Source organism: Chromobacterium fluminis, from assembly GCF_011602385.1.
Classification (GTDB): domain Bacteria; phylum Pseudomonadota; class Gammaproteobacteria; order Burkholderiales; family Chromobacteriaceae; genus Chromobacterium; species Chromobacterium fluminis.
Map to the genome: position 1 here is coordinate 1 of NZ_JAAOMA010000057.1, position 20,332 is coordinate 20,332.

Sequence of the window (20,332 nt, forward strand, 5' to 3'; positions counted from 1 at the left end):
CGGCGTGGCAGCGGTTAAATCCAAATGACACGACTAAGTATGTAGAACTCACTGTAGAGGACTTTCGGACGCGGGTTCGATTCCCGCCGCCTCCACCACCAATTCTTAGCAAAATCAATTGCTTACGAAACAAAGCCCCGTTCATACGGGGCTTTTTTTTGGGCTATTTGGGGTGGGTTGGTCAGCCTTTTGGTCAGCTTTCCCCGAGCCCTTTTCTCCCTAGCTTTCCACCTTCCCAAGATGCATATCAACGGGCGGCGCACAGCCGCTATCAGCATCGCATGCCATTCCATCCGGGACAAGTGCCTCCATCGACCAACCCCGCCGGGTAATCCTTCAGTACTCGGTTGACTTCCCGCATCCATCATGTAATTTGAATTTGTACGCATTCAAATTTAACGACCATGATTTCACATCCACCCAGCCGGCCAGCCGCCGGCGGCCTGCTGCTGCCCGTCGCCGCCGCACCGGTGCGCGCCGGCTTCCCCTCCCCGGCGGACGACTACCTCGACGACGCCATCAGCCTCGACGGCTATCTGATCAGCGACCCGGCCGCGACGTTCCTTGTCCGCGTCCGTGGCGACTCCATGCGCGGCGCCGGCATCGATGAGGGCGACTTGCTGGTAGTCGACAAGGGGTTGACCGCGAACCATGGCGACATCGTGATCGCGGTTGTCGATGGTGAGTTTACCGTTAAGCGCTTGCACAACCTGCGCGGCCGCTGCGCGCTGATCGCCGAGAACCCGGCCTACCCTCCGATCCGACTGGCCGATGGCCAGGAACTTGAGGTCTGGGGCGTAGTACGCGGCTGCGTGAAGAGGTTCCGCTGATGTTCGCCCTGGTGGATGGCAACTCCTTCTATGCGTCCTGCGAGCGGGTGTTTCGCCCCGACCTCGCCGGCCGGCCGATTGTAGTGCTGAGCAACAACGATGGCTGTGTCGTCGCCGCCAGCGCGGAGGCCAAGGCGCTGGGCCTGAAAATGTTCGGCCCCTTCTTCGAGATTGCCGGGCTCTGCCGGCGGCACAAGGTGGCGGTGTTCAGTTCGAACTACGCGCTCTACGGCGACATGAGCCACCGCATGATGCGCGTGCTGTCCGAGTTCGCCACGGAGCAAGAAATCTATTCTATAGATGAGTGCTTTCTAGGCATGGACGGCATGCCGGATCTGGACAGCCACGGCCACCGCATCCGGCAAGCAGTGCTGCAGCGGGTCGGCATCCCGACATGCGTCGGGTTCGGCACGTCCAAGACGATGGCGAAGCTGGCAAACCGCGTGGCGAAGAAGCGCGCCGAATGGGGCGGCGTGTTCGCGTGGGACTGGCTGAGTCCGGTCGAGGCCGATGCGCTGATGGGGCAGATCCCGGTCGGAGACGTCTGGGGCATCGGCGGCCGGCTGACCGAGAAGCTCGGCGCGATGGGCATCACCACCGCGCTGCAGCTCAAGCGCGCCGATCCGAGAAGGATCAAGCGCGCGTTCTCGGTGGTGGTGGAAAGGACGGTGCAGGAACTGAACGGCGTCAGCTGCCTTGCGCTGGAGGACGTGGCGCCGGCCAAGCAACAGATCATCGCCAGCAGATCATTCAGCGAGAAAGTCACCGACCTGGCCACCCTCGCCGCCTCCGTCGCTCACCATGCCGCCCGCGGCGCCGAGAAGCTGCGCCAGCAGCACAGCGTGGCCAAGCTCGTGGCAGTGCAGATCATGACCAGCCCGTTTGCCGACACGCCGCAATACCGGCCCTATATCGTCGTGCCGCTTGTCCAGCCGAGCAGCGACACGCTGCTGATTACCAAAGCGGCGCTGGCCGGCCTGCGCCACGTATACCGGCCGGGCTTCCGATATCACAAGGCCGGCATCATGCTGCTGGAGATCGGCGACGAAGGCGTGCAGCAGTCGGACCTGTTCGCCGCGCCGCCGGACCCGCGCCGCGCGCGGTTGATGGCCGCCATCGACAAGATCAACAGGGACTGGGGGCGCGGCACGCTGCGGACCGCCGCAGAACAGCTGACGGCGGATTGGCACATGCGGCAAGACCTGCGCTCGCCGTGTTACTCGACTCGGATCGATCAGCTATTGAGCGTTGGCTGATTTGACCGGGGCCGGGGCCGCTTGCATCAGCTCGGCCGGAAACGGCGCCAGCATCGCCCGCGCCAGCTCCGGTTCGCGGCACGCCAGCCAATCGCCATAACGCTCGCGCGGCAGGATCACCAGCGAGCGCTTTTCGTCACCCGGCTTGTGCATGCGCTTCATCAGCGGATGCTGGTCTGCGTTGATCGTGATCTGCGTGAACGCATGCGAGACGCCGCCCTCCGGCTCCTGCCACTCGCGCCACATGCCGGCCACGGCGAACGTTTCACCGCTGACTAGGCTGATGCTGGTGCGCACCGCGCGGCCGGTTTCATAGCACGGTTCGAAAAAGGCCTGCATCGGCACGAGACAAAGCTGGCACCGGCGCCACGCGCCTTTGTAAGTCGGCTTCTCCCCTATCGTTTCGGCGCGCGCGTTCATCGTTGTCAGGCGCACGCCAGGCGGCAGATGGGGTTTGGGGATAAAGCCGTAGCTGGCCAGCAGCAGGCCGCCGGCGGTGATGATGGGCGCGGTGTAGTCCTGCCAAGTCTCGGCGCGCCACTCCAGACCGGTGGCGTCCAGGCCGAAGCCGTCCAACAGTTGGCGGTGAGTGGGCGGGGTGAAGTTGACGCACATGACATCACTATAGCAAAGCATGTCATTGTATTTTTGCAACACATGCCACGAAGCAAGCAGGCTTATTGATTATGGCCTTGCTATCTTGAATTTCGTAATACATAATTCAAGTAACAAAACGCCACATGGAGCAGGACATGGAACTGTTTCACACCTCGCAGGAAGCTATCAGCCAGATCAATGCCCATGGTCGCTATGGCTCGTTCCTGTTCTTCTCCAGCCATGTTTATGCAATGACCGCCGGCAGCTTCAAGGCTTACTCCATCGAACTAGACGAATCGGAATGCATCGGCGCCGGTGAGCTGTTCTATCACGAAGACGCCGCCAAGCTGGACAGCTTGGTTGCTGAAGTGGCCGCCCGCTACGACATCGACGAAGACACCGCCGAAGCGCTGATCGACGAGTCCAAATCCATCTACGACATCGAATCCAACGTGGAACCGGAAGACCTGGGCGACGCTTCTTGGGACATCCAGCACGCCACCGCCCGCGCCGCCGCTCTGCTGGGCTTCCGCGCGGTGCGCGTGTCCGACGAACAAGGTGCCAGTTATATGGTGGAGATGCTGGGTCGTGAGCAGGATTTGAAGGCCATCTAACTTTCATTCAGGTGAATATCATGCGCTATCAAAATTTGAAGGAAGCCATCCTGGCCGTGGAGGAAAACAATAAACTCAATGACGCTAAGTGGAGCGACTGGCCCTTTGCTACTGATATCGGCGAAGTGTATGGAATTGAACTGGATAAGGAGGACATCGCGATATTGCAACGGGCGATAGAAAGCGAGGGGACCAGCATACAAGCCGATATGGAAGCCGCCGAGCGCGCAGAGTACGGGCAGAATTTTGCGCCGGCGTGGTATGCCAAGAATCACGGCGGCGCTCGCCCCGGAGCCGGCCGCAAGTCATCGGATAACCCAACAAAATCCGGCAGCATCCGCTTGACCCCGGAACGCTGGGATAAGCTGCGGACGCTGGGCATGGAATGGCTCAGCGACCAGATCGACGCGGCCACATTGCCGGAAAGCGGACGGAAATGAAGGCTACATGGACGCCGGGTGAGATAGCACTCCTCCGCAAGCACTACCGACGTATGCCGGCCGAAAAGCTACAAGCGCTCTTGCAGCGCTCGGCGCCGGCCATCCGGGCGAAGGCGAATAGCCTTGGCCTGTCAGGGGACAGGCACCGCCCAGTCAGTCAGATCGAGTGGTCCGATGATGAACTGGCATTGCTGGGGAAGGTGTCCGATGCTGAGCTTGGCAAATTGAAGGGGGTAAGCCTGGACGTGGTGAGGAGAAAGCGAGTTAGCCTCAACATCCCGGCTACAGTGCCTGTGGTGTGGCATCAGTGGACTGACGAGGAAGCCGCGCAGTTGGGGACCATGCCCGATGCGAGTCTGGGCAAGAAACTAGGCCGATCTTTGGGGGCGGTTAGAGCCCAGCGTCTGCGGCTTGGCATCCCTGCGTTTGCTCCGCACACAAAGTGGACGCCAGAAATGGATGCCTTGCTCGGCAAAAGCAGCGACAAAACCGTGGCGCAGAAGTTGAGCGTGAGTCTTGACCTCGTCAGACAACGGCGATCCCGTCTCGGGATTCCCGCACACCCCGAATCGCAGACAGCCATCCACTGGCCTGCATCCATTTTGGAGAGGCTCGGGTCTGTCAAAGATAGCGTGCTGGCAAGAGAGGCAGGCATTCCGGCTCGCACCATCACCCGCAAGCGAAAACAGTTGGGCATTCCGCGCTACCGCACATCGAAGAAACCTCGGCTAGCCCCGGCAAGCGCCAGACCAGAATGGCGCACCGTCATGGATTTGAGCCAGCCGGATTTCTATCGTGCCATATCCGCCCACCACCTGGCCGCCACCGGTCAGCCGCTAACATACGCGGCACTGTCCGAACTTTGCCTGTGGCCTGCCAGCCGCCTGCAAGAATGGCTTACTTCTGGCAGCAATCAACAGCCCATGGCACTGCCGGTTCGGCATCACATCTGGCTGGCGGTCTGCCACGGCATTACTGAGCGCGATCCGAATTGAGGATCGCTATTCGAATGTGATTTTGGCTTGCGTTTGCAAGTACTTTTAAATATCAATTTGCGTGAACTAATCTGCTGGGCTAAAAACAATTGAGTTGCAAATCTGAAAAAAACTCTAGGGGACCGAATGATGATGAGTCCGGGAAAATTATTAGCTCAATTTACTATCAAAGCTAAGTTTTTAGGTTTGATTATCCTTAGTATATCGGCGAGTGTTATTATTGGGGCCGTTGGCATCAGCAGCACCGCCGAAATGAACGCCTTGACGGTCAACATGCATGACAATCAACTGATGCCGGTCAACTGGGTGGCGGTGGCCAACCAGAACGCCGTCTACATCAGCCGTGCCGATTACCGCTTCATCGCCGAATCCGACAAGAAGCAAATGGATCAAGTCACCGCCAACCGAGCCAAATTCTTGGCGGAAATGAACCGGCTGATGGACCTCTATCGCAAATCCAACCTCACCCCGCCGGAAGTAGAAGCGCTCAAACGCTTTGACGCCGCCTGGCCGGCCATGGAGGAAGCCTGCAAAAAAGTCCGCGACCTCAGCTACAGCGACACCGGCGACGGTGTGAACAACAAAAAAGCACTGGATGTGATGCGTACCGAATGCCGGCCCAAATTCCAAATCGTCGATGACATCATGAGCCAGATCGTCGACATCAACGTAAAGCTGGCGGACCAGTCCTTGAAAGACTCCATTGCCAAATATGAACAAGAGCGCAACGTGGTCATCGGCGTGCTGGTGGCAGCTGTTATCGTGCTGCTGGCCTTGGGCGTAATGATTCAAAACGGCATCGTCGGCAGTCTGAAAAAAGGCATGGCGGCGCTGTTCCAACTGGGCAGCGGCGACCTGACCGGCGAGATCGAAGTACAGGGCAAGGACGAAGTGGCCCAAATGATGCAATCGCTGTCCGACACCCAGAAAAAACTGCGCGTCACCGTGGGCGACATCATCAACTCCGCCTCCAGCGTGGCCGCCACCGCCGAGGAGCTGGCCGCCTCCACCGAACAAGTCAGCGCCAGCATCGGCCAACAGGTCAACGCCACCTCCAGCGCCGCCGCGTCGATCGAAGAACTGACCGTCAGCATCGACCAATGCTCCAACAACGCCTCGCTGGCGGACTCCCAAGCCAGCGCAGCCGGCAGCCAGGCCAAGATAGGCAATAAGGAAGTGCAGGACTCCACCCATCAGGTGCGCAAGGTCAACGACAGCGTGGCCGCCTCCGCCAACAACCTGGAATCCTTGTCCGAGCAAGCGCAGATGATCAGCAGCATCGCCACCGTCATCAAGGAAGTGGCCGATCAGACCAACCTGCTGGCGCTCAACGCCGCCATTGAGGCCGCGCGCGCCGGCGAACAGGGCCGCGGCTTTGCCGTGGTGGCCGACGAAGTGCGCAAGCTGGCCGAGCGCACCACCGGCTCCGCCACCGAAATCACCCAGATGATCGCCAAGATCCAGGCCGGGGCCAAGGAGGCGGTGGACAGCATGCGCAGCAGCCGCCACATCGTCAGCCAGGTAGTGGAATCCTCGGAACACGTATCCACCACCATCAGCTCGGTGGAACAGAGCGCGGAAGGCGTGGTAGGCGCCATCAGCGACATCGCCATGGCGATGCAGGAACAGCGTCAGGCCAGCACCGAACTGGCCACCCGCGTGGAGGCCATCGCCCAGATGTCCAAGGAAAACGGCATAGCCGTAGAAGTGTTTTCGCAAGCTACTCGAGAATTGGCGGTTGTTGCGGAACGGTTGCAGCAGACGACACTTGCATTTAAGTTGTAGAGAAATTTCCGGTAGACTCTAAGTGCCGTTTCTGATCCTACGGCCAGCTATATAGCTTTGATGTTCCAGTACAATTAGAAAGCTGGCATAACAATGTTAGCATCCTGTATCGACCATGACCCCCAGCCATTATTTGGCTGGTTTTTTTTTCGCTCTCAAGATAGCACTACCGAGCGCGATCCGAGCTGAGTATCACCTGACAGGCGCCGAGTCCCTTGGCGGCTTTGTCGGAGTCGCCGGCAATGGCGTACTGCTCAATCCCAAATCGCTCAAGAGCCTCTGCAAGTTTTTCTCGCTGCGCATCAGAAAATTCGGCGCTTGCTTCTCCATCACGCTGGCCGGTGCCGGCGGAAGCTTCGGGCAGACTTCCGGCACCGGCAGCGCGCTGGTCGCGCAGCCGGAGAGCAGCACGCAGACGAGCAACAGCCCCCTGCTGTTCAATTTTCCCATTCTCCAGTTCCTTCTGGTATGCGGCAGCTGCCGCGTTGTCACTGCGAGCGGTTGCCTGTTCCTTCGCCCTGGCCGCCTTCTCGCCGGCCGCCACCCGCTCCGCCGCCTCGGCGCGCTGGGCCGCGACATCGCGCTCGGCCAGCACCTGGCGGTAGTGCCAGCCGGCGGCGGCCACGGCCGCCACCAGCACCACCCCAGCCAGCAGTTTCAATTGCGCAAACATAGCTCCCTTTCCGCGGCGCGCCGCTTAACCAGGCCCGGCAGTTGCACGCCCTTCGCGTAGCTCCAGCGCGGCAGCTCATTGCACGCGCCACGCCAGTCGCCGGCGTTCAACTTGCGCAGCATGCTGGAGCGCGAGAACGCCGTTTCGCCGACGTTGTAGACGAACGAGCCCAGCGCCGCCTTGCGCGTGTCCGGCAGCGGCGCCTTGACCAGCCGGTCAACTGCGGCCATCGATTTACCCAACTCTCCCGCCAGCAGTTCCTTGCACTCCTCCACCGTCCGCGTCTGCCCCAGCTTCACCCCGGCCGTGCTGCCGTAGCAGATCGTCGGGATGCCCACCGGGTCGAGGTAGGCCTTGGTCCTCAGTCCTTCGAACTGCGACACGATGGCCAGGCCCAGCGCCAGCGCTCCGCTCACGATGAATTTCGCCTTGCTCATTTCCCTGTCCTCCATTCCCTGAATTCGGCCGCATAGCGGCGCGCCGCCGCGACCACCTTCGGCCCCGACGTGAAGAACAACATCAACAGGTAGGCGATGGTCAGGATGCTGACCCAGTCCGCCACGCTGATGCCGTACAAGCTGACCGCGCTAATCGTCACCGGCGGCGCAGCCTTGACCGCTTCCGATGCGAACTCCCCCGCTTTGCCCATATCCCGCATTTCCCCTCCCAGAAATAAAAAATGGGCCGGAGGCCCAGGTGGTAAATCTATTCGTTTGCGTGCATTAGGCCGGCGGCACCGGCCATGCGATTGTGGCTGGGTAGCCTGGTTGCTGGGACAACTTCGCCAACGCATTGCAATAGCGTTTCCACGCCGCGAGCAGATCCTGCTCGGCCTGCGTTGCGGTGCCGGCCAGTGCCACGACTTCCAGCGGCTTGCGCGCCACATACGCCTGCAGCAGCAGTTGCCGCGCGTCCTGCTGCGCCTGCTGGATCAGCGCATTGCGTCGCGTCGAGTCGTCGAGATAGCGGAACTCGGGCTGTGCCGCGGCGGCATCGGCGGCCGCGCGCGCCGCTTCGTCCACCTGCCAGGCCTGCCCATCCCACACTCCGAAGAACGGTGGCGGCAGTTCCGTGGCACCCAGGTCAGCCAGCGACTGCCCAAGCTGGGCCGTCACCTTCAACGCCGTCGCGGTGCTCCAGAGCCTGGCCGCGCGGTAGTCCGGCACCAGCCGCCACTGGCCACTATCGAATACTGCCGCCTGGTTCGCGCCGGCGGCCGGCGGCGCTGAGGTGGTGCAGAAAGGCGGCAGCAGCACCACGTCGCCCGGCTCGTTCGGCGAGAGGTCCGCCAGCCGCGCGCCCAGGTATTCGCCCGTCGACGGTTGGAAGGCATGCACTTCAACGGACCTGGGCGGCTGCACTGCCTGGCCGTCGGTTCGGATGCAGGCCATCAGCCCGGCCGGCGCCGGCACTGCAGGAAGGTTGAACGTGCTGACGCCATCACCGAAGGCACTGCCCAGCAGGCTATACAGTTCGGCGTAGTGATCGCGCGCCAGCGCCGCGCCATTTGCGCGCAGCCAGCCAGCCGGCGGATTCTGGCCAGCAAAGTAAGCAATCTGTCCGGCCGCCGCCAACGCCTTTATATCCCGCCCGGCGGCAGCAAAACCTGCGGCGATGTTGGCGGCCAGCATCAGGCTTTGCCGGCGTTGTAGGCAGCAACGAAATCCGTATCAGGGTCGCCGATGCCGATGTTTGCGCAGGCCATAGCCTTCTGCTGGGCAGTCAGCGTCTGGGCGTCGGCATAGCTGATCCGGGCATTGACCGCGGCCAACAGGCCGGCGATGGCGGAGCCATCGGAGCCGAGCTTCTGCTCGATCTCCAGCAGTGTGTCGTAAGCGGAGCTGGCGCCGCCCAGGATCTGCCCCTTGAGGTCGGCCAGCAGCTGGACAACTTTGGCCGACGAGTACGCTTTGCCAGCGCTCGCCGCCGTGTCGTCGATCACCGCGCCGCCGCCGGCCAGTGCCTGGAGTTCGTTGATAGCGCCGACCAGGCTGGACTTCTGAGTGGTGTTCAACGCGGCAAGGCTGCCTTGCGCCGCGGTCAGGGCTTTGATATCGGTGCCGATGGCCTGGGCCAGCTCGGCAATTCGTGTCTGCAAGCTCATGGGCTTCTCCTCAAAGTTTCGCTATCTGGTACAGCAGCGCGATGTCCAAATCGAAATCGTCCACCGCGTTTTTGCCATGCGGCCCGACCGGCCCTGGCACACCCTCAATCACCCGCAGTTCAGGCGCCTGTTCTACGACTACCGTCACCGCGTCGGTGTCCAGCACCACCGCTAGCGGCTGCTTATCCATCTCCCGGCTCCTTCACTGTGAAGCGGCCGGCGATAACCGTGCGCACCGCGCCGTCCGGCCAAGTCAGTTCCAACGCGCAAACCATCGGGCCAGAGGGCCAGCGCGCGGTATCCGCTGGCGGAGCGGTAATCCAGACGCCGCCCGTTTCCACAACCAGCGCCGGCGCTTGCGACAGCACGAGCAGCGGCTGGCCGCCCGGTTGCCGAAACGTCGCCCGCGCGCTCACGCCGGCCAGATCCAGCGGCGCGCCGAACTGCAACACTGCGCCGCCGGTGTAGCGCGGCCAGCCAGCACCGGACACGTTGATCACTTCCAGCGTGTTCTGATCAATGGCCATGACCTGATAGAAGTCATCCACCGCCGGCGGCCGGTTGCGCGCGGTCAGCCCGGGCAGAGCGACGCCGGTCACCGCAGCGCGCCAGGCGGGCGGCAGGCCATGCGCCGGCACGCTCAACCGGACGGCCGCACCGCTGGAGTCAATCGCCGCCACCGGCCGCGCCGACAGCTGGCCGGACTCCAGCCGGACATGCCGACGCCAGGTATCACCATTGAAATGATCCATTCGAACTCCATAAAAAAACCCGCCGGTATGGCGGGTCAGGCAAAGCAGATTGGCGCATCGTCAAAAACTAATTGCCTGGTCACCGGGTGGACGGCGACGTGTGTTGCTCCCGCAGGCCACAAAGTGCCGGTGCCGGCGACTAGATCGACAACGCCGTATGTCTCGTATTTCCCAACCATCACCAGGCCATCGCCAATATTGTTGAACGCGATTTCAAATTCCCACACAAACCCAGGGGCTTGTAATACCCCGGATTGAATCTGTCGCAGCTCTGTAGTAACCATCCCCATCGGCGATGTTTCTTGTTCAATCCAAAATTGGCCCAGCTTAACCGAACCTATTCTCCACTCGAACAATGCCTTGAAGCGCGTTTTAGCACCTGATACACCGGGCACCTCGGGGATTTCCTCTACTGATGAGGATAGGATCACGGACTCACATATCGCAGGCGCAACACCCTCCCCGTACACGAATCCAGCAACACCCAGCCTCCGCTCATACATGTGCCCGGACTGAGCGCCCCATCCGCTGTGTTCGGAGATAGTGATACTTGCGCCATTTTGTGTAAGCTGCAGCGTTACCGCATAGATATTCAGTTTCCCGATGAACGACAGCACCGCGGCATTACCGCTGGGCGACACCGCGGCGAGGCCCCATTTCCAGCCGGTGTTCGGCTTGAATGCATCCGCCACCGCGCCCCAGTTCAAGGGAAACGACTTGGTGCCCGGCCGGTTCAGGCATTTAAGCGTAAGCCCGGTGGCGGTGATGCCAACCGCCCACACGTCGTTCACTCCGAACGCAACGAACCAGTCGCAGTTGTTAATCAAGCGGCCGTACAGATAACAGCCGTCAAAGTTCTTGTACCGCTGGTAAATCGCATACGGCAGCCAGCGGTAACCCGTGACCGGGTCGTATTGCTCCTGCCCCTCCCAGCCCGGCACTTTCAGCCGGGTCGAAATCCCCAGCACGCTGTAGGGCACAACGCGGCCATTTGGTAACGTCAGTCCCTGCTTGACGAGGCCATGGAATGGATGGCCGGCTGCGGTCGGCCTGGCCATCGGCAGCGGCGAACGGGTATCCAGCTTCATGGCGCGGCGTACTCCATCACCACCGGTTTACCGTTGGCGTCAGTCAGCGTGACCTGCTTGATGGGCTGCACCTTAATCACGAACAGCCCGTCGCTCGTCGCCATGCTCGTCTCTGCGTGGTACTGCCGCAGGCTCGCGTCTTTCTCAACCAGCGGGCCGGCAATGGCGCCGGTAGACGCCGTCTGCCCGCTTACCGTGCCATGGCCGGCGCCAGTCTTCGCCGGCAGTGCGCCCGGCGCGGGCAGCTTCGGCAAAGCGGCCTTGGCCTGGCCCGCACGCCGCGTCTGCTCCAGCGTCTGCGCCAGCATCTTAGCGTCGGACTGCTTCATGTCTGGATCACCTCACCTAGCGTCAAACTCACATTCGACCAAGCGCCGTTGCTGCCAGAGTGGTCCCAGCGCACCCAGATTTCGAGCGCGTTCTCCGCTCCGCCCTGGAGCGGTGTCGGCAACTCCAGCGCGCCGCCGGGCGGTGCTGTTTCCAGCGCGGCCTCGGTCCTCGCCAGTCGAATCGACTCAATCGGCTCACCGCTGCCGGCGCTGAGCGGTGCCAGCTGCAGCGGCGGCGAGCCCGAGTTGAACGTGCCGGGGTCTGGCGATCCCAGCCAGAACCGCGCAGCCAGGCGCTGGCCATCCGCCGCCATTCTCAGCGGCAGACCGGCCAGCTTCACGGTCAGCGCCGCGTCGCTGTAAAACCCCAAAGTCACCGCCATGCCTAACCCCTCTTCAATGTGATGATGTCCGCCGGCACGCCGACTCGGTACGACACTGTCGCCGGCGCGGTCAGCGGGTCGCGTGTGCTGGCCGGTATCTCCGGCACGGTGATGCGGAACTCTGACGCTCGCGTTGCATCCTCGGTCGACGGCTTGTCCGAAAAGCCCAGGAAGCCGTCATGCGTTGCCGTCGATGTGTTGCTGACGTCGAGCGTCGTTTGCCCGCTGCCGGTGGTGCTCATTGGCGGCTGCGGGATCTCAGGCTTTTTCGGTGCCGGCAAAGGATCAACCGGCACCGTCCCCACGGCCAGCGCGCCGAACAACACCATGGTGATTTCGTCGACCGCACGGCCGCTGCCGGTATCGAGCGTGGTTACCACCCGCTGCACTTTGCCGGCGGCGTCGACTTGCGGATGCTCGACGGCCACGGTGTGGCACACGTCCAGCTCCGAATGCGCCGGCACATGAAACGTCAGGGTCGCATTGCGGTGACTCGCGGCGATCTGCGCAGCGGCCTCGGCCAACAGGCATTGCAGCGCGACATTGACCTGCGCACGGCCCTGGCCGGGTAGCCAATCCAGATCCGGCATCGGCCCTTCAAACGTCGCTTCGCCTTTCTCCCAGCCGCTGGTATCGACCTCGACCGCTAACTGGCCGGTGCTGCCTTCCTTCTTGCGGGTGCCATAGGCGGCCACTGAGTCCGGCGCCACCGCCACCACCTTGATTTCTTCCGTGATCTGCTGGGCGCATCGCCACTTGAGATCTACTTCGGCCCGGCTGCAGTAGGGGTCTGCCTCCGGGGTGCTGGTGAACGGGTTCTTCCAAAAGTACAGCACGCCGTTTTCTGAAAAATACTGCTGGGGCGGACTGGGCAGATAAGTCGTGTTCACCACCGTCCAGCCCGTACCGCTGGCGGCGCCGGCGACAGCTGATTTCTCCGGATAGCGGAATTTGCCAAGGAAGAAGTCCGCCAGCCGCTGGCTGTTCTCCCATGTGAACCGATGCCGGCACTCGTTCAGCCGCGGGAAGCGGAATTCGAACTTCGCCTCCACGGTGTTGAACAGCTCCGCCAGCCGGTTCGTTTTAAGCTGCAAGGTCTGATCCAGGATCACCCCGGCGTCGAAGCGAAACGCCGGCAGCCCGACGCGCCACGGCGTCACCCGCGGGTTTCCGTACACGTCCAGATCGAACGAGGCCTGTACCGTCGACAGCCTGTCCTCCGCGTAGCGCAGCGAATCAGCGTCCGGGCTGAACACCAAGTCGGACCAGTGCCCCCCCAGCAGCGACGCCAGATCCGCCCGCGGCTTGCGCGCCAGCAGATCGCGGCGGCCGTCGGTGGCGTGCAGCGTCAGCACGCCGGTGGCGCTGCTCAACTCCGGCATTTCGACGCGCCCCGTGAATCGCCGATACCACGCGCCGCCGGGCTCGCATTGCAGGTCCACCATGAGCCGCTTTCCGCTGACGCTGGCCAGCGTGTACGGCGCGCCAGGCAGCAGCTGGATTTCGCAGATCCGCGCCAGCCCCTCCTCGGCTTCAATCCGAACGGATCCGGTCAGCCAGGCGCTGACATCCTGCTGCTCCAGCACCGCGCGCACATCCCATTGCCCGGCGTGCCGCGGGCTGCCCAGCGCCACGAGGTGCAGCGGCAAAGACAGCGCCACCGCGCCTTTTGACAGCGCCAGCGGCAGGCTGACAACACCGCGCTCGCCCGGGCTTTTGCTCGGGCCAGGCAGCGCTGCCAGCGGCGCGCCGGCAATGGGGGTCAGAATCATGGGAGTCTCAGCTCATTCAAAACGTATGCCGCCGGCGGCGTGCTGGTATCGCCCCACATCGAGGGCACGTGCATCGCCAGATCCAAATACCACGACCGGGTCTGGCCCGGCCCCATCTGCGGCGGAACAACCGCCGAGCCGTCCTTGTTTTTGATCGTGCCGTCGTTCTGCAGCGTGAACACGTTGCCGCTGTTGTTTGCGACAACGAAGGAGCAGCGCGGCCAGGCCAACGCCTTGGTGTTTGGTGCATAGACAAAGCACTCGGTGCCGGCCGGCAGCCCGCTCAGATCGAACAGCACCGCCGGCGCCGTCGGCATCGCTTCGGCTTCAAATGCCTGGGCCGGTCGTTTCAACAGCGCGCTCAGCGACGCCGCGGACTGCGTGACGAAGGCTTGGCAGGCCACGCCGTCCCAGTTGTGTTGCTGCTGCTGCATCTCTCCGCCGACGCGCACCGGCTCAGCGGCGCGGTTGATAAAGAACTCCTGAAAGTCCAGGTGCATCAGCTCGGCCTTGCTGCCGTCGTTTGCGCGAAAACACACCACCGTCCGCCGGTTGCGCTTCTCCGCCGGCTGCATCGTGATGCCGAACGCGCGCAGCATCAGCATGTCCGGGTTTCCCATCTGCATCGGGGACAGGCCGGTGGGCAAATCCGCCTTGAGGTCGTTCCAGTAGATGTCCATCACACCTCCTCGCAGTTGAGCGTCCACTGAAAATTGCCGGCGGCCAGGTCGCCGGTTTCCGTCAGCTCGGCGAACACGGTCAGCACAGGCCAGTAGCTGACCTGATAGCCGACCGCGCCCGGCACCGGCGCGAGATTGGCCACCGCGCCGGATACTTCCACCACGGTTTCCACCGTCTCGCCACCGGCCAGCACCGCGACACCGTAAACGCCCATGTCCGAACGATGCGCCGGCAGAGCGATGCTGGCGGCAGGGCTGGCGATGGCGCGCGGCGACGCGCACCACAGCTCCAACGGCTGGGACAGGTCCAGCACGGACAGGCCGGCCGGCAGCCAGCCGCCGCCCTGGAGCGAGGTTTTCAGCCGGGTCCAGCGCGTTTGCCGGAAGCCCGCGCCGCTGGCCGAGCGCAGCGTGACCCGCGACGCCAGCTGCTCATAGTTCTGGGTGAAATCCAGATGCGACAACAGCGGGCAGACCAGCCCGCCGATCTGGAACATGGGTGCGTTCATACCGCCTCACGATTTGAGTTGCAGCCGGCGGACGCCGGCCATGAAGTCGCTGGCCTCGCCTGGGTCAGCCGATACAGCCAGTTGCTGGCCGCCCAGCGACAGCATCAGCGTGCCCAGAGCCTTGGCCGCCGGCTGCGCCAGCCCGCCAACATCCGGCAGACTGATGCGGTCGGCGAACGTCGGCAGCGCGGCGCCGACCAGCCCGCCGTTGGCGTAGCCGCGCCAATCCTGCAGCGCGCCCATGCCACGGCGGTGGAAGTCCCACATGAAAGCCAGCGCGCCGGGCTCGCGCATCCGCTCTTGCGTTTGCACGAACTCGCCACCATGGACAACGCCGGCCGGCTCATACTTCCCGCCGGGTCCGGTCCAGCCGCCGCCGGAGAAGCCGGGCCCTTTCTCTGGCAAACCAACTTGCCGGCGAGCTTCTGCCAATGAGGCGGGTGGTGGCATGCCATCACTGACGTATTTCACTGGGACTTGAACCGGCTGGTTCTGGGCCAGTTGCTGCGAATCGGTCAGCAATTTGTTGAGGTCCGCTTTTCCTGCCTCTTGGTCGAAACCAATCGGCAGTTTGCTTGCCCCTGCGTCGCCGCTTGGTAAGCCAACCTGGCGGCGCGCTTCCGCCAAGTTCTGAGCCTCCTGCTGTTGCCTGGCTCTGGCCGCCTCCGCTTGCGGGTCCGAAGTGCCTCCACCGACAGAAACACCTGGTGGTGGGCGTTCCGGCAAGCCAAGGGCCTGGCGCGCATCACTCAGATACTTGCCATCTGGCCCGACATACTGAACCGGCACCTTCACCGGCTTGGACTGAGCCGTTGCCTGGAACTGAGATAGCAAGCTATCCAGGTCTGCAATTCCCTTGGCTGCATCGAAGCCGATCTGCAGCTTCTTGACACTCTCGGCCGCTTGCTTAAGAGCTTCAACCTTTTCCATCGCCTGCTGGAGCTGATCCTTGGCTTTGCTGACGGTCTTTTCATCAAACCCGTCTTGGGCCCGGCCGGCCTGGTCATTGAAGAAGTTGAACTCCCCCTCTGTGATCTTGCCGGCCTCGCGCAGCTTGTTGATGGTGTCCATCAAGCTTTCGAAAGCCTTCTCCGTCGCCGTGGCGTCGCGCGCGGCTTGCCGAAGATCGGCGTCCTTCCCCGTCTTGGCCGCCTTGGCTTGGCTCTCCTGCGCCTTCCGCCCGAGGGCATTCGCTTTCGACAATCCCTCGTAGTAGTCGGTGACGCCCATGGTCGCCGGGTCTTTGGCCTTCTTCGCCGGGTCAACGGCTTTGTTGCCATACCAGGCCTCTTGATGCTTTTTGCGGGCCTCGGTCGCCGTCTTGAGCGCATCGTTGGCTTTGTCGTAAAGCTTCTGCTCCTTCGCCAGTTTCTCAGCCAAGCCTGCCAGCGCGCCATTGCGCACCGCGTCGACGTTCTTGCCGAAGCGCTCCTCTTCTTTGACGCGGTTTTCGGTGTAGGCCTTGTAGTCGGCCAGGGCCTTGCTGTATGCCGCAGCCTCGCGCGCCAGCCTCCGGGCCTCGGCGTCCTGGGTGGCGTCGCCGCCGCCGCGCTCAACTGACTCTGCGCGCTGCTGGAGCAGCAGCTGCTTGGTTTTCAACGCCCTTTGCAGAGCATCGTCATATAGCGCCAGTTGTTCACGGCTATAACCATTCAGGGTTGCCGAACCGACAATAGGCGTATCAATCGTTTGGAACTTCGTCGGGTCGCCTACGCTCTGGTACTGCTTAAGAATTTCGCGGCTCAATTCAAGCGCGCGCTCCTGCTGACCATTCCAGATTTCGAATTGATCAATCGCAACCTTTACCCCCGCCGCTGCGGCAAGGCCAAGAGCAGCAAACCCCGCCACGGCTGCAAGAGGGATTGCGCCAATCGCGGTCTTGAGAAGTGCGATTTCACCTATAGCCTTGGCAATACCGGACGAATCGACGGCCATCCCAATCGCGATCTTGGTCGATCCAATCGCGCGCAGCGTATTCAGCGCAGCGGACAGCGCGCCTACCCACTGCGCGACCTGCACCAGCACTTTCATGCCCACATAGCTGCCGATCAGAAGCTTGATGGCGTCAGCGTGTTCACGAACAAAACCGACGGTCACACGGATGGTTTCACCCAGCGTGCTGATGATCGCAGCAAGATTGCGTCCCATGTCGGCGGCGGAGCCATCGGCCATCGCCTGGGCGATGGCATCCATCAGGGACTTGATCTGCGATTTTGCAGCTTCCAGCGGGCCATTGTTGCCAACCTCAGCCAGGAACTGGTCCCAAATATCTTGTAACTGGGAAACCATGCCTTGCCAGGTGCCAACCTGCGATGAAGCGGCGCCTTTGGATTCCTCTTCCATAGCCTGGATCAACTGGCGGATTACGTCACGCCCCAGAAGCCCTTTGCTCCCCATGTCCTGCAGTTCGGCCGTGGTCTTGTTCAACTTCTTGCCGAGCAGATCCCACACAGGGACGCCGGCATCAACAAACTGTAAAACCTCTTCGCCCTGCAGCTTTTGTTTACTCCAGGCCTGGCCCAGCGCCAGCGCAATCCGTGTCAGCGTTTCCTGGCTTCCGCCCAGTTTTGCTGACTGGTCGGTAATTGCTTGGAGTGAGCCGGCCATCGGGTCGAGGCCGAAGTTCTTCAACTGGGTGTAGGTCTGGGTCAGGCCTTGCACGCCGAACGGTGTGTCCAGCGCCAGTTGCTTCAATTGCTTGAAGGTGTGAGCGCCAAGAACAGATGATTTCTCAACGTTGTTGAGTTGGACTTGCAGCGTTTCAAAAGCCCCTGTCTTACTCAGGACGCTCATGGTTGCCTGGACTGCGCCAGTCAGCGAACCCAGCGCGGCAACGGTGCCGATGATCTCGCCTCGGACGCCGGACAGGAAGCCAGTGCCGGCCGGCGCCGCCAACTCGCCGCGCACTTCACGGACCTTCGCCTGGAAGGCCCGTGCCGCTTCGACCTGTTCGCCGAAGTTCAACTGGCCGCTGTTGATCAGCCGGTTGTACGCGGCCTGCGCCAGTTGCAGGCTGCGGCCGGCGTCGTCGTTGCCGAGCCCCAATATCTCCTTGGCCGCATTCATTCGCCGGCTTTGGAGCAGCTTGGCCGGGACTGCCTGCACAGTACCCAACTCGGCTTTCAATTCAGCGACACGGGCGCGCGCCACTTGCGCCGCTCGTGCTTGCTCTGACATCGTCAGAGTCCCACTTTTCGCAAGCCTCTCGTAAGCGGCCTGGATTTGGGTTATCTCCCGCTCAATCTCCACGTTTGACCGTATGCCAATAACGTCCCTCGCCGCATTCATACGACGGTTCTGCAACAACTGGGGCGGCACAGCCTGAACGGTACTCAGCTCTGCTTTTAGTTCAGAAACACGCGCGCGAGCTATCTGTGCCGCCCGTGCCTGCTCTGCCATCGACAAGGTTCCACTCTTCGCCAGCCGCTCATAAGCAGCTTCGGTTTGAGTGATTTCCCGTTCAATATCCAGATTTGAACGAATGCCAAGTACATCCCTGGCCGCATTGATGCGGCGGCTTTGCACTACTCGGCTCGTAGCCGCGGCAATTTTGGCGGTCATGTCCGCCTGGGCCGAAGCCAGATTTCGCGAGTCAACGCCCGCGGCGCTCAGTTCTTTGCGCAGCCCCTGAAGTGATTCGAGCTGCTTACGCATAGCCGACTCGGCTTTTTCTTGGGCCTTAGCCGAACTGGCAACCTGTTTCTCCAAGTCGTCAACAGGCTTACGCGCCGACGTCATCTCGGCTTTATACGCGGCTACTGCTTGTTTGCTGTTGGCGTATTCCTTCTTGGCTTTTGCGAAAACACGCTGCTGGCCTTCCAAAGCCACATTCGAGGCTTCAAGCTCACGCTTTGCCATAGCCAAGGCACCGGCATAGTCTTCGGCGTACCCCTTTGCGGACAGCGATTCCTTCTTGATCGCAGCGTATGCCTTTGCCGCCTCCTTCTGGGCTGCGGATACCTCAGCCAGTCTTTCGGCATGGTAACGCTGAGCAGAAGCGCTACTGCGCGCCACCCCTTCAGCCTTGCCCATTTCAGAAATGAAGGCTTGGTATGGCCCAGTTGCCGCAACAAGTGCTTGCTTATACGCTTCGGTTTCGGTCTTCAGCTTGAAGAACTCGGCAGAAGCCTTCTTCGCCCCCTCCTGAGTTTTCCCGAACAGTTCAATCTTGGCGGCTGTAGACGACATGCCCTGCAGCACGCTGCCGAATTTCTGCTCGGCGGCTACGACTTCCTTCAGGAACGGGGACGCATCGCCTGCCATCACCATCCGAATCAGCATGTCGTTATTGTTTGCCATGGGCGGCCTCGGCTTCGTCTATCGCGTGTTGGAACTGGGAATGGGTGTAATGCCAGGCCTCGCTATGACCCAGGCGGATCAGAGCCGAAACCAGCATGTCGAATTGCTTCAGGACCTCGCCGCTGCGAGCAGCTTTTCGAGGCGGGCCTGCATGTCGAAAAAATACGAATTGACCTCCCGGCAATCGGCCAGGACTTTTTCAAGCTGCGACGGCGGCAGTTCCGCCATGTCTGCCAGCGGTAAATCGGTCATTGCGGCCAATTCGGTCAGCGAGATGCCCGGCAGGAGAAATGCATCGACTTGATCCGCCGGCGTGTACTCAAACAACGCGCGGATCTCGGCGACCGTCAGTTCGCGGCAGACCACGTCTCGGCCGATATCCAGCGTGGTGATTTTGCTTTTTTTCATTTCGGAACCAGGTAAGAAAGCAAGCAAAGCAGGCAAAGGACAACAACAAGCTTGATGAACGACAGCAAGCTCAGCCTTTGAACCAGTAAGATCAGAGAAAGAACGGAAACCATGAAAAGGAAATTCATTGTCGAGATCTTCGAGTAAGCGTTAGCGCTCACTATCCGCATCACGACATAGGATTTCCTCTTGTGGGATTTCCGTTCTTTGCCCGGCGGCATTGCCGGGCCCAGGCATCACGACGTCTGCGTCGCCATCACCACCTGGAAGTACATGGACTTGCCAACGGGTTTGCTTCGGTCAACCAGCACGCCACCCTTGAGTTTCAACGTGGCGAAGTCATCGCCGATCAAAGACAGATCCTCGGTCGGGCTCGGCTTGAAACGATGAATGGTGACGTTGACCTTGGCGCCTCCCTGCGCTTCGTTCATGCCTTCGAAGGTCAACTTGTACTCGGCGCCCAGCTGGGTCAGCGCTTCGATAGTCGCGTCTTTACTGGTAGCGTCAATCGATACATCGCCCTGAATAGCAAGCGCGATGTTGTCCGGCGACAGCTCGCGCAGGTCCATTTCGACATCAACCGAACTAATGCGGGTGAGTTTGTTGGCATTACCGCCGCCACCGCGCGTATAGTCCTGAATCTTTTTTTCATCGGTACTGAATTTGATGCTCAGGGCCGAGCAGTTGCCAACCTCGCGCGCGGGCGCAGAGCCTTTCTGCAGTTTCACCACGCCATTGCCGATGAAACTGTGTTCGATAATCGCTGCCATTTCCGTCTCCTATGGGCATAAAAAAACCGCCGGGCGGCGGTGATGAAT

Annotated in this window: 23 protein-coding genes and 1 other RNA gene; 7 read left to right on the top strand and 17 right to left on the bottom strand. The window is 61.6% G+C overall.

The window, feature by feature from the left end:
• The 3 genes from ssrA to HA052_RS24250 all read left to right on the top strand — a co-directional run.
• Positions 1–98, top strand: a transfer-messenger RNA (tmRNA) gene (ssrA, locus tag HA052_RS24240); the annotation flags it as partial.
• Between the two features lie 306 nt (positions 99–404).
• Positions 405–830: a LexA family protein gene (locus HA052_RS24245; RefSeq protein ID WP_166453976.1), complete on the top strand. Its 426-nt coding sequence runs from the start codon at positions 405–407 to the stop codon at positions 828–830.
• Complete coding sequence (locus HA052_RS24250) at positions 830–2,086, top strand: Y-family DNA polymerase (RefSeq protein WP_166453977.1); 1,257 nt, start codon at positions 830–832, stop codon at positions 2,084–2,086. Before HA052_RS24245 ends, HA052_RS24250 begins: the two co-directional genes overlap by 1 nt.
• Here the strand turns inward: HA052_RS24250 and HA052_RS24255 are convergent.
• Positions 2,069–2,722 carry an SOS response-associated peptidase gene (locus tag HA052_RS24255; protein WP_240937558.1) on the bottom strand — a complete coding sequence of 218 codons (654 nt, stop codon included), beginning with the start codon at positions 2,720–2,722 and terminating at the stop codon, positions 2,069–2,071. The two genes, HA052_RS24250 and HA052_RS24255, sit on opposite strands and share 18 nt — an antisense overlap.
• Before the next feature lie 116 nt (positions 2,723–2,838).
• Here HA052_RS24255 and HA052_RS24260 point away from each other — a divergent pair, with 116 nt between their 5' ends.
• The 4 genes from HA052_RS24260 to HA052_RS28060 all read left to right on the top strand — a co-directional run bounded on the left by HA052_RS24260 (position 2,839) and on the right by HA052_RS28060 (position 6,517).
• A complete protein-coding gene (locus HA052_RS24260; protein ID WP_166453978.1) occupies positions 2,839–3,297 on the top strand; it encodes an AcrIF11 family anti-CRISPR ADP-ribosyltransferase in 459 nt (152 codons plus the stop codon).
• Between the two features lie 20 nt (positions 3,298–3,317).
• A complete protein-coding gene (locus tag HA052_RS24265; RefSeq protein WP_166453979.1) occupies positions 3,318–3,737 on the top strand; it encodes a hypothetical protein in 420 nt (139 codons plus the stop codon).
• A 53-nt stretch (positions 3,738–3,790) separates the two neighbouring features.
• A complete protein-coding gene (locus HA052_RS24270; protein ID WP_166453980.1) occupies positions 3,791–4,732 on the top strand; it encodes a hypothetical protein in 942 nt (313 codons plus the stop codon).
• Between the two features lie 132 nt (positions 4,733–4,864).
• Positions 4,865–6,517 (top strand): methyl-accepting chemotaxis protein, encoded by a 1,653-nt coding sequence (locus tag HA052_RS28060; RefSeq protein ID WP_277345154.1) that lies wholly within the window; start codon positions 4,865–4,867, stop codon positions 6,515–6,517.
• A 166-nt stretch (positions 6,518–6,683) separates the two neighbouring features.
• Here the strand turns inward: HA052_RS28060 and HA052_RS24280 are convergent, their stop codons facing one another.
• The 16 genes from HA052_RS24280 to HA052_RS24355 form a co-directional block, all read right to left on the bottom strand.
• Positions 6,684–7,190, bottom strand: a complete 507-nt coding sequence (locus HA052_RS24280; RefSeq protein ID WP_166453982.1) for a hypothetical protein — start codon at positions 7,188–7,190, stop codon at positions 6,684–6,686.
• Complete coding sequence (locus HA052_RS24285) at positions 7,175–7,627, bottom strand: lysozyme (protein ID WP_166453983.1); 453 nt, start codon at positions 7,625–7,627, stop codon at positions 7,175–7,177. Before HA052_RS24285 ends, HA052_RS24280 begins: the two co-directional genes overlap by 16 nt.
• A complete protein-coding gene (locus HA052_RS24290; protein ID WP_166453984.1) occupies positions 7,624–7,848 on the bottom strand; it encodes a hypothetical protein in 225 nt (74 codons plus the stop codon). Before HA052_RS24290 ends, HA052_RS24285 begins: the two co-directional genes overlap by 4 nt.
• Positions 7,849–7,912: 64 nt before the next feature.
• Entirely contained in the window at positions 7,913–8,821 is a 909-nt protein-coding gene (locus HA052_RS24295) for a tail fiber protein (protein ID WP_166453985.1), read from the bottom strand.
• Positions 8,821–9,294, bottom strand: coding sequence for a hypothetical protein (locus HA052_RS24300; protein ID WP_166453986.1), 474 nt, complete (start codon positions 9,292–9,294; stop codon positions 8,821–8,823). The genes HA052_RS24295 and HA052_RS24300 overlap by 1 nt, the downstream gene beginning before the upstream one ends.
• Before the next feature lie 10 nt (positions 9,295–9,304).
• On the bottom strand, positions 9,305–9,484 hold the full coding sequence (locus HA052_RS24305) for a hypothetical protein (protein WP_019099896.1): 180 nt from the start codon (positions 9,482–9,484) through the stop codon (positions 9,305–9,307).
• Positions 9,477–10,046, bottom strand: coding sequence for a hypothetical protein (locus HA052_RS24310; RefSeq protein ID WP_081575636.1), 570 nt, complete (start codon positions 10,044–10,046; stop codon positions 9,477–9,479). The genes HA052_RS24305 and HA052_RS24310 overlap by 8 nt, the downstream gene beginning before the upstream one ends.
• 35 nt (positions 10,047–10,081) lie before the next feature.
• Positions 10,082–11,134 carry a hypothetical protein gene (locus HA052_RS24315; protein WP_166453987.1) on the bottom strand — a complete coding sequence of 351 codons (1,053 nt, stop codon included), beginning with the start codon at positions 11,132–11,134 and terminating at the stop codon, positions 10,082–10,084.
• Positions 11,131–11,463, bottom strand: a complete 333-nt coding sequence (locus HA052_RS24320) for a hypothetical protein (RefSeq protein WP_166453988.1) — start codon at positions 11,461–11,463, stop codon at positions 11,131–11,133. Before HA052_RS24320 ends, HA052_RS24315 begins: the two co-directional genes overlap by 4 nt.
• Entirely contained in the window at positions 11,460–11,846 is a 387-nt protein-coding gene (locus HA052_RS24325; protein WP_166453989.1) for a hypothetical protein, read from the bottom strand. The genes HA052_RS24320 and HA052_RS24325 overlap by 4 nt, the downstream gene beginning before the upstream one ends.
• A 2-nt stretch (positions 11,847–11,848) precedes the next feature.
• The gene (locus HA052_RS24330) at positions 11,849–13,618 is read right to left on the bottom strand and encodes a hypothetical protein (protein ID WP_166453990.1); all 1,770 of its coding nucleotides are present in this window, start codon (positions 13,616–13,618) and stop codon (positions 11,849–11,851) included.
• Positions 13,615–14,298 carry a hypothetical protein gene (locus HA052_RS24335; protein WP_166453991.1) on the bottom strand — a complete coding sequence of 228 codons (684 nt, stop codon included), beginning with the start codon at positions 14,296–14,298 and terminating at the stop codon, positions 13,615–13,617. The genes HA052_RS24330 and HA052_RS24335 overlap by 4 nt, the downstream gene beginning before the upstream one ends.
• Positions 14,298–14,807 carry a hypothetical protein gene (locus HA052_RS24340; protein ID WP_166453992.1) on the bottom strand — a complete coding sequence of 170 codons (510 nt, stop codon included), beginning with the start codon at positions 14,805–14,807 and terminating at the stop codon, positions 14,298–14,300. Before HA052_RS24340 ends, HA052_RS24335 begins: the two co-directional genes overlap by 1 nt.
• Positions 14,808–14,813: 6 nt before the next feature.
• Entirely contained in the window at positions 14,814–19,106 is a 4,293-nt protein-coding gene (locus HA052_RS28170; RefSeq protein WP_166453993.1) for a tape measure protein, read from the bottom strand.
• Positions 19,107–19,214: 108 nt separating this feature from the next.
• On the bottom strand, positions 19,215–19,514 hold the full coding sequence (locus HA052_RS24350) for a hypothetical protein (RefSeq protein WP_166453994.1): 300 nt from the start codon (positions 19,512–19,514) through the stop codon (positions 19,215–19,217).
• Positions 19,515–19,750: 236 nt separating this feature from the next.
• The gene (locus tag HA052_RS24355; protein ID WP_166453995.1) at positions 19,751–20,284 is read right to left on the bottom strand and encodes a phage tail tube protein; all 534 of its coding nucleotides are present in this window, start codon (positions 20,282–20,284) and stop codon (positions 19,751–19,753) included.
• Positions 20,285–20,332 lie beyond the last annotated feature (48 nt).